Here is a 7,757-nt window from a genome sequence, read left to right on the forward strand (position 1 = left end):
GTGAGCCGCGAGAGAACCCGGAATCTCGCCACCAGTGTCGCGCCGCGCCCGTCGCGAGATTCCGGGTTCGCTCGGCCTTTCGGCCTCGCGCCCCGGAATGACGCCGCGTGATTGTTCGATGATGGTGTTGTCGATGCGTCGGGTTATCCAAGGCATGGCCGGCCACAAAACTTGCAGCGGCTTGCGGCTGACGTTCCACTCGCCACTCGCCACTCACGCTGCTACTTCTTCCCCTTCACCGCGCCCTTGGCCGTCGCCGCCGGCTTCTTGGCGAGCGCGGCATTGTCGGCGGCGGTGTTGATGTCGTCGATCAGTTTGCTGATCCTTGCGGCATTGCTGCCGAGGTCGCTTTCGAAATAGCGCGACGAGGAGCGGATATCGACCCGCGAGCCGTCGCCGTCGGGCAGCACCCTTATCGCGACGTCCTCGCGGAAGCCCATGATCAGCGTGCGCGCCACCGCCTCGATCTTGCCTTCGCGGCGCGGCGGCTGCGGGGCGCGGGCGTCGACGATGCGCCATTTGCGCTTGGTGACCAGTTCCAGCGTGACGTCGTAGGCCTTCTGCACCGGCACGTCGAGCTGCACGGTCTCGATCTCCGGCCAGGCCGCGCGCTGCTGCTCGGCGGAGTACAGCCCGGCATAGACCGCGGTATTGGCGCCGTCGCCGAGCCGCAGCCGCGCCAGCGCCTCGAATTTCGGCGGATCGATGGAGTCGGTGGTGATGTCGTGGATCGGCGGCAGCCGGCGATATTGCAGCCCGAGATAGGCCGGGTAGGCCAGGATCACCAGATCGAGCGCCAGCGCGAGGAGAATCATGCTCATGCCGCGCGAGCCGTTCTGCCAGATCGCAACGAAGCCGGCGAGCGCCACCAGGATCGACAGCCCGGCGATGCCGAGCGCTGCGAAGAACGTCGCCAGCGCCGGCTTCACCTCGAGAAAGCCGAACCGCACGATGCCGATCGAGCCGAGCGTCGCCACCGCGGCGAACACCGCCAGCCGTCGCGCCCACAGCGCGAGACTGGACACCGGCTCCGTCTGATACGGCGCGGAAAACCTGCGGGCCATGGGCTGAATATCTGCGGTTGGAACGCGCGGCCGCCGAGCACCGACGGCCGTCAGGCCCGTTTGAGATCATGCTGCGCGGCGAAATTCAAGCGCTTCTTCGCCTCGCCTGCACGAGAGCAGATGTTCGGTCAGTGATGGATGTTTTCGCAGGCGCCGCTGCGACCGCGGCGCGCTCCCTCCCGGGGGAGGGCTGGGGAGGGGAGGGGGGCACTACAAAGGCCGAGGCTTGGAGCCCCCACCGCCGACCCCTCCCCGCGAGGGGGAGGGAGTGCGCCAACCGCGCGGCGCATCATCATTTTCGATCTGGTGCCACACAACATGTCTGATCTAGCATCACTCGACCGACCAACGACCGCTCCGCCGCGCGCTAAGCGCTATCCGCCGCGCGTATTCCCTACTCGCTACTCCCTATTCGCCACTCTCCGCTCACCGCCTTCACGCCGCGGCGGTCGGCAGCTTGTAGTTGGAGAACTGATCGCGCAATGCGGTTTTCAGGATCTTGCCGGTGGCGGTGTGCGGGATCGCCTCGATGAAGATCACGTCGTCCGGCATCCACCATTTGGCGATCTTGCCGTCCATGAAATGCAGGATCTCGTCGCGCGTCGCGCTCTGATCCGGCTTCAGTTGCACGATCAACAGCGGCCGCTCGTCCCACTTCGGATGATAGACGCCGATCACCGCGGCCTCCGCCACCTTGGGATGGCCGACCGCGAGGTTTTCCAGATCGATCGAGGAAATCCACTCGCCGCCGGACTTGATCACGTCCTTGGAGCGGTCGGTGATCCGCATGTAGCCGTAGCCGTCGAGGGTGGCGACGTCGCCGGTGTCGAAATAGCCTTCGTCATCCAGGATCTGGTCCCTGACTCGGAAATAGGCGGCGGACACTGACGGCCCGCGCACCTTGAGCCGGCCGAAGGTCTTGCCGTCCCACGGCAGGCTGCGGCCGGCGTCGTCGGTGATCTTCATCTCCACCATGAACGGCGGATAGCCCTGGGTCTGCAGGATGTCGAGCTTCTGCTCCGGATCGCGGTCGGCGAATTGCGGCTGCAGCGAGCACACCGTGCCGAGCGGGCTCATCTCGGTCATGCCCCAGGCGTGGCGCGGCTCGATCCCCATGTCGGAGAACGCCTTGACCATCGCCCGCGGCATCGCCGAGCCGCCGCACACCACGGTCTTCAGATGCGGCAGCTTCAGTCCGGTCCGTTCCATGTATTGCAACAGCATCAGCCACACCGTCGGCACGCCTGCGGTGTGGGTGACCTGTTCGGTATCGAGCAATTCGTACACCGAGGCGCCGTCGAGCTTCGGCCCCGGCATCACCAGCTTGGTGCCCATCGCCGGCGCCGAGAACGCGATGCCCCAGCTATTGGCGTGGAACAACGGCACCACCGGCAGCATGGTGTCCTTGGCGGTGGTGCCGAGCGCGTCGCCATTGTTGGCCATCAAGGCGTGCAGCACGTTGGAGCGGTGCGAATACAGCACGCCCTTCGGATCGCCGGTGGTGCCGGAGGTGTAGCACATCGCTGCCGCGGTGTTTTCGTCGAAGCTCACCCACTTGAAGTCGCCGTCGACGTCGCTGATCCAGTCTTCGTAAGCCACCGCGTTGGGAAGCGATGTCTGCGGCATGTGGGCGTTGTCGGTCAGGATGATGTAGCGCTCGACGCTCGGCAGCTGTGCCGCGATCTTCTCCAGCACCGGCACGAAGGTGAGGTCGGTCATGATCGCGCGGTCTTCGGCGTGGTTGACGATCCAGGCGATCTGGTCGGGAAACAACCGGGGATTGACGGTATGGCAGATCGCGCCGATACCCATGATCCCGTACCAGGCCTCCAGGTGTCGCCACGTGTTCCAGGCGATGGTGGCGACGCGGTCGCCGAGCTTGATGCCGTCGCGGTCCAGTCGCTGCGCGACTTTCAGCGCGCGCTGCCGTATTTCGGCGTAATTGGTACGGTGAATGGGACCGTCGACCGACCGTGTGACCACCTCGCGTTCACCGTGGATCATCGCCGCATGGTCGATGATCCGATGACACAACAAAGGCCAGTCTTGCATCAAGCCGCGCATCCGAACGTTCCTCCACTTTGTTATCCCTTTGGCAGCAAGTTTAGCGCGGACAATAGCTTGAGCAAATGGGCTTGTGCTCCACGGCGCCGCGGCCAAGCGTCCATGCTGACGATAGCCGCGATGCTGCTGCTGTTTCTGCCGGATGCGGCGTCGGCGCGCGGCGCGGTGCCGCTGCCGAAGCCGCGGCCGGCCGCGGCGCCGGCGGCATCCGCGCAGCCCTCCGCGGAAGAGCCCGATCAGCCGCCGGCCGACGCCGAGCCGCCGTCGGCCGCGGCGCAGCCGGAGCCAAGGCCGGAAGTCAGGCCCGAAGCCAAGCCTGAACCGAAGCCTGAACCGCAGCTCTCGGCCTGCCGGCGGGCGCTGACCGAGGAGATCGCGATCGCGCCGTCGATTCCCGACATCAAGGGCGCCGGCGGCTGCGGCGGCACGGATCTGGTGCGGCTGGAGGCGGTGGTGCTGCCGGACCACAGCCGGGTGACGGTGAAGCCGGCGGCGATTTTGCGCTGCGCCATGGCCAGCGAGATCGCCGACTGGGTCCGCACCGACATGGCGCCGCTGGCAGCAAAGCTTGGCAGCAAGCTCAGCGATTTGGACAATTTCGATTCCTTCGAGTGCCGCGGCCGCAACCGGGTGGTCGGCGCCAAACTCTCCGAGCACGGCCGCGCCAATGCGCTGGACGTCCGCGGCCTCAAGCTCGCCAACGGCGCGATGATTTCGCTGACCGATCGCGCCACCTCGCGCGAGGTGCGGGAAACCGTGCTGGCCTCGGTCTGCGCGCGCTTCACCACCGTGCTGGGGCCGGGCTCGGACTGGTACCACGAGGACCACGTCCATCTCGATCTGGCGCAGCGCCGCGGCGATTACCGGATCTGCCAGTGGAATGTGTGGGACCCGCTGCCGGCGGTGGCGCCGTTGTTGCCGGCGGAGCGGCCGGAGGAGGCGCCGCCGCGCGCGGTGGCGGCGAAGGCCGAGCAGGGCGCCCCGGCGCCCGCCGAGGCGCCGCCCGCGGAGGCCGAGCAGCAGCCCGAGCCGCCGCCGGAGGCGGAGCCGGCCGCGTCACCGAAGCCCGCCCACAAGGCAACAAAAAAGCGCCGGGAGCACCGGCGCCCATGAATCTCGAATCTCGGCGATCCGGTTCGAACTAGACATACAGGTCCAGGCATTCGGAGCGCAGAATGCCGGGGTAGAGTTCGATTCGGACCGGCGAATTGTTCAGGATCTGCTGCGCCGAGACCGTGATGCGCGACCTGCCGCGCGCCACCGTGTCGTTGATGCTGGCACCGAACACGATCGCGCTGATGTTCGACCACACCGCCATCGACGCACACATCGGGCAGGGCTCACAGGTCGAGAACAGAACCACCCCGGATAGATTGGCGTCGCCGAGCACATGCACGGCCTGCCGCAATGCCTTCATCTCGGCGTGCTGCGAGGGGTCTTTGTCGGTGACCGCCGTATCGTGTGCTTGCGATACGATGCGGTCGCCTAGAACGGCGACGGCGCCGTATCCCTTGTTGCCTTGCCGCCGCGATAGTCTCGCCTCGTCGATCGCGAGCCTCATGCGTTGTTTGAACGAAATGCGTACGATCTTTTCCAGGCAATGCGCGGAATAAGGTCTGATCTGGGCATAATCGCGCAGGAAGCGCAGCTGCGGATCGATCCGCGACAACAGGGCCTGGGTGGATTTTTCATAGGCTCCCCGACAAACGTCTCGGGTGTCGAGCCCTGTGGTCTTGCACGCCTCGAGCGTGGGGCAAGGGTTGCGCGAAGACCAAACGATCTCGCTGTCCGTCTCGCGTAGCACCGGAATGTCGCACGGCTTCAGCCCCATGTACCGGAAAAACAGCGTCTCGAAGGCGTCGCGAGGCGTAGGCGAAGCCGTTCCCGCTCCGCGCGTCTCGGCAGGCTGACGATCCCACCAAGCATTTCGCTTGGCGGCCACCTCATCTTCGATCACCCGCAAGGACTTGGTCCTCAAGCGCTCGACCTGCGCATCGACCTGATCGTCGAAGGTTGGCTGTTGGCGGCACATTGAACCCTCTTGGCGTGACCTCAGTGACTCTCTCCGGAGGCGGAGCCGGCCGCGTCGCCGAAGCCCGCCCACAAGGCAACAAAAAAGCGCCGGGAGCACCGGCGCTTTTGAATTCAACCCGCGTGGCGCGGCGGCCCGCGCAGGGCGCGGCCGCCGATCAGAACGGGCTCGAGCCGCCGCCCTGCAGCGCCAGTTTCGAATTCACCGGCGAGTCGCCGTGCTTGGGCTCCAGCACCACCACGATGGTGCCCATCTTGGCCCGATTGTAGAGGTCGATCACGTCCTCGTTGGTCATCCGGATGCAGCCCGAGGAGATCGACGAGCCGATATATTCCGGCTGGTTGGTGCCGTGGATCCGAAACAGGGTGTCCTTGCCGCCGGAGTACAGATACAGCGCGCGGGAGCCCATCGGATTGTCGGGGCCGGGGGCGACGAAGGTCGGCACGCCGAGCCGCTCGATCTCGCCCTTGGTCGGATGCCAGGCCGGCCATTCCGCCATGCTGCCGACCTTGGCGATGCCGGACCACGCCATGGCTTCCTCGCCGACGGTGATGCCGTAGCGGATCGCCTTGCCGCCATCCTGCACGAAGTACAGGTAATGGTTGTCGGAATCGACCACGATGGTGCCCGGCGCTTCCTTGCGGTGATAATCGACGATGGCGCGGCGGAACGGCTCGGCGACCGGCGTCTTGACGTAGGACACCTTGGCCAGCAGCTCCTTGTCCCGCGGCTTGAAAATGCTCTGCGACGTCTCCTGATACGTCGTCGTCTGCACGCAGCCGGACAGCAACAGGCCAGCGGCCAGCAATCCGAGTTTCGATCCAAAAGTCGCCATCTATCTTAATCCAATCGAATTCCGGCGCTCGAGCGCGCCAAAAAGGCCCTTCGCAGCCACGATTCCATGCCACTGATTATCGCCGAAATCTGCCGTCATTCCAGCGCTTAGATGGTGTCAGCGCTACGCGGCACCTCAGCTGTGGCAATTTTGTCTCAAAAAATCCGGCTTCCGGTGAATTAGCAGGCAGCGGTCAAATCTCGCGGCGTGCCGTTCACGAGGCTGTCATCACACGGAGGCAACAGCGTGGCGCGTGACGCATGGCCGGGCTTGCCAAACGCCGCGGAGTTGCGCACTGCAAGAGCCATCCGCGTCCCGCCCGGCCTGCCCATTCCCGTTTTCGGAGCTGCAATGATCGCGATCTTCTCCCCGTCCCAATCCGCGTTGAAGAAATCCCCCGGTGCCGATCTGACCGAGCTGCCCGCGGACGCGGTGTGGATCGATCTGGAGAAGCCGACCGCGGAGGAGGATCGGGCGGTGGAGCGGCTGGCGGGGGTCGCGGTGCCGACCCGGGAGGACATGCAGGAGATCGAGATTTCCAGCCGGCTGTATCTGGAGAACGGCGCCCGCTACATGACCGCGACGCTGGTCTGCGCCGCCGACACCACTTCGCCGCGGATCAGCCCGATCACCTTCATCCTGTCCAACCACCGGCTGGTGACGGTGCGCTACGACGCGCCGAAGCCGTTCCTGCTGGTGGAGAACAAGCTGGCGCGCGGCGTCGCCCCCGGCACCAATGGCGAGACCGTGCTGCTGGAGCTGCTCGACGCGGTGATCGACCGCTGCGCCGACATTCTGGAGCGGGTTGGCGCCGACATCGACCAGGTCAGCCGCGACATCTTCGAGCCCGACGAGTCGCTGCGCACCGGCCATGCCAAGCGCTATTCCGAGATCCTGATCGCGATCGGCCGCAAGGGCGATTTGACCTCGAAGGTGCGCGAAAGCCTGGTCTCGATCGGCCGCCTCGTCACCTTCGTCACCGCGGAGACCGAGGACGTCAAATGGTCGAAGGAGATGCGGGCGCAGCTCAAGACCATGCAGCGCGACGTCGGCTCGCTCAGCGACCACGCCTCCTATCTGTCGAACAAGATCACCTTCGTGCTGGATGCGATGCTGGGCGTGGTCAACCTCGAGCAGAACAACATCATCAAGCTGTTCTCGGTGATGGCGGTGGTGTTGATGCCGCCGACCCTGATTGCCTCGATCTACGGCATGAATTTCAAGCTGATGCCGGAACTGGAATGGCAGCACGGCTACCCGATGGCGCTGGTGATGATGCTGTGCGCCGCGGTGGTGCCGTATCTGCTGTTCAAGTGGAAGAAGTGGCTGTGAGGCGGGCGGCGATCATGACAACGGCGTCGCCCGTCGTGCCGCGGTCCCGATCGTAATATTGGGTTCGCGCGCCGCGCGTAACGCGCCGAGCAGGCCGTGCTACATGCGAAGCGCCGTCATCCTGAAGCGCGAAGCCGCGAGAGCGGTGAGCCTCGAGTGATGCGGCGACGTGCGCGGGGCGGACACCGACCGCGCGGCCCATCCTTCGAGACGCCCGGCTTCGCTGCGCTCAACCGGGCTCCTCAGTGTCTGACCGAAAAAGCAGCGAGCAAAATCAGGGGTTTTTGTCATTGCGAGCCGAGGGCAGCGCGCAGCGCCGACTTCGATGCGAAGCAATCCAGGGGCTTCAAGCGTGGCCCTGGATTGCTTCGTCGCAAGAGCTCCTCGCAATGACGGGTTGAAGGCCTGATTTCATTGATCGCTTTTTGAG

At 65.4% G+C, this 7,757-nt stretch carries 7 protein-coding genes; 2 read left to right on the plus strand and 5 right to left on the minus strand.

What is annotated here, in order from left to right; all coding sequences use genetic code 11:
- The 3 genes from VGC77_RS03530 to VGC77_RS03540 form a co-directional block, all read right to left on the minus strand.
- Window positions 1–213 (minus strand): hypothetical protein (locus VGC77_RS03530; protein WP_331170186.1); only part of this gene is annotated, 213 nt, incomplete at its 3' end.
- 8 nt (window positions 214–221) lie between these two features.
- Window positions 222–1,064, minus strand: a complete 843-nt coding sequence (locus VGC77_RS03535; RefSeq protein WP_331170187.1) for a DUF1499 domain-containing protein — start codon at window positions 1,062–1,064, stop codon at window positions 222–224.
- A gap of 435 nt (window positions 1,065–1,499) precedes the next feature.
- Window positions 1,500–3,128 carry a fatty-acid--CoA ligase gene (locus VGC77_RS03540; protein ID WP_331170188.1) on the minus strand — a complete coding sequence of 543 codons (1,629 nt, stop codon included), beginning with the start codon at window positions 3,126–3,128 and terminating at the stop codon, window positions 1,500–1,502.
- A gap of 102 nt (window positions 3,129–3,230) precedes the next feature.
- Between VGC77_RS03540 and VGC77_RS03545 the strand changes: the two genes are divergently transcribed.
- Window positions 3,231–4,241: an extensin family protein gene (locus VGC77_RS03545; protein ID WP_414709601.1), complete on the plus strand. Its 1,011-nt coding sequence runs from the start codon at window positions 3,231–3,233 to the stop codon at window positions 4,239–4,241.
- A 28-nt stretch (window positions 4,242–4,269) separates the two neighbouring features.
- Here VGC77_RS03545 and VGC77_RS03550 read toward each other — a convergent pair whose 3' ends face one another.
- Together VGC77_RS03550 and VGC77_RS03555 are read right to left on the minus strand one after the other, a co-directional pair.
- Entirely contained in the window at window positions 4,270–5,160 is an 891-nt protein-coding gene (locus tag VGC77_RS03550) for a nucleoside deaminase (protein ID WP_331170189.1), read from the minus strand.
- A 157-nt stretch (window positions 5,161–5,317) separates the two neighbouring features.
- Complete coding sequence (locus tag VGC77_RS03555; RefSeq protein WP_331170190.1) at window positions 5,318–5,995, minus strand: L,D-transpeptidase; 678 nt, start codon at window positions 5,993–5,995, stop codon at window positions 5,318–5,320.
- Between the two features lie 351 nt (window positions 5,996–6,346).
- Here VGC77_RS03555 and VGC77_RS03560 point away from each other — a divergent pair, with 351 nt between their 5' ends.
- The gene (locus VGC77_RS03560; RefSeq protein ID WP_331170191.1) at window positions 6,347–7,327 is read left to right on the plus strand and encodes a magnesium transporter CorA family protein; all 981 of its coding nucleotides are present in this window, start codon (window positions 6,347–6,349) and stop codon (window positions 7,325–7,327) included.
- The last annotated feature ends 430 nt before the right edge of the window (window positions 7,328–7,757 follow it).

This window comes from Rhodopseudomonas sp., from assembly GCF_036404135.1.
In the GTDB taxonomy this organism is placed as follows: domain Bacteria; phylum Pseudomonadota; class Alphaproteobacteria; order Rhizobiales; family Xanthobacteraceae; genus Rhodopseudomonas_A.

Bases quoted from the DNA above. Each gene is read 5' to 3' on its own strand.
- VGC77_RS03560 (WP_331170191.1), top strand. From the start codon at position 6,347: ATGATCGCGATCTTCTCCCCGTCCCAATCCGCGTTGAAGAAATCCCCC.
- VGC77_RS03545 (WP_414709601.1), top strand. From the start codon at position 3,231: ATGCTGACGATAGCCGCGATGCTGCTGCTGTTTCTGCCGGATGCGGCG.
- VGC77_RS03535 (WP_331170187.1), bottom strand. From the start codon at position 1,064: ATGGCCCGCAGGTTTTCCGCGCCGTATCAGACGGAGCCGGTGTCCAGT.
- VGC77_RS03555 (WP_331170190.1), bottom strand. From the start codon at position 5,995: ATGGCGACTTTTGGATCGAAACTCGGATTGCTGGCCGCTGGCCTGTTG.
- VGC77_RS03550 (WP_331170189.1), bottom strand. From the start codon at position 5,160: ATGTGCCGCCAACAGCCAACCTTCGACGATCAGGTCGATGCGCAGGTC.
- VGC77_RS03540 (WP_331170188.1), bottom strand. From the start codon at position 3,128: ATGCGCGGCTTGATGCAAGACTGGCCTTTGTTGTGTCATCGGATCATC.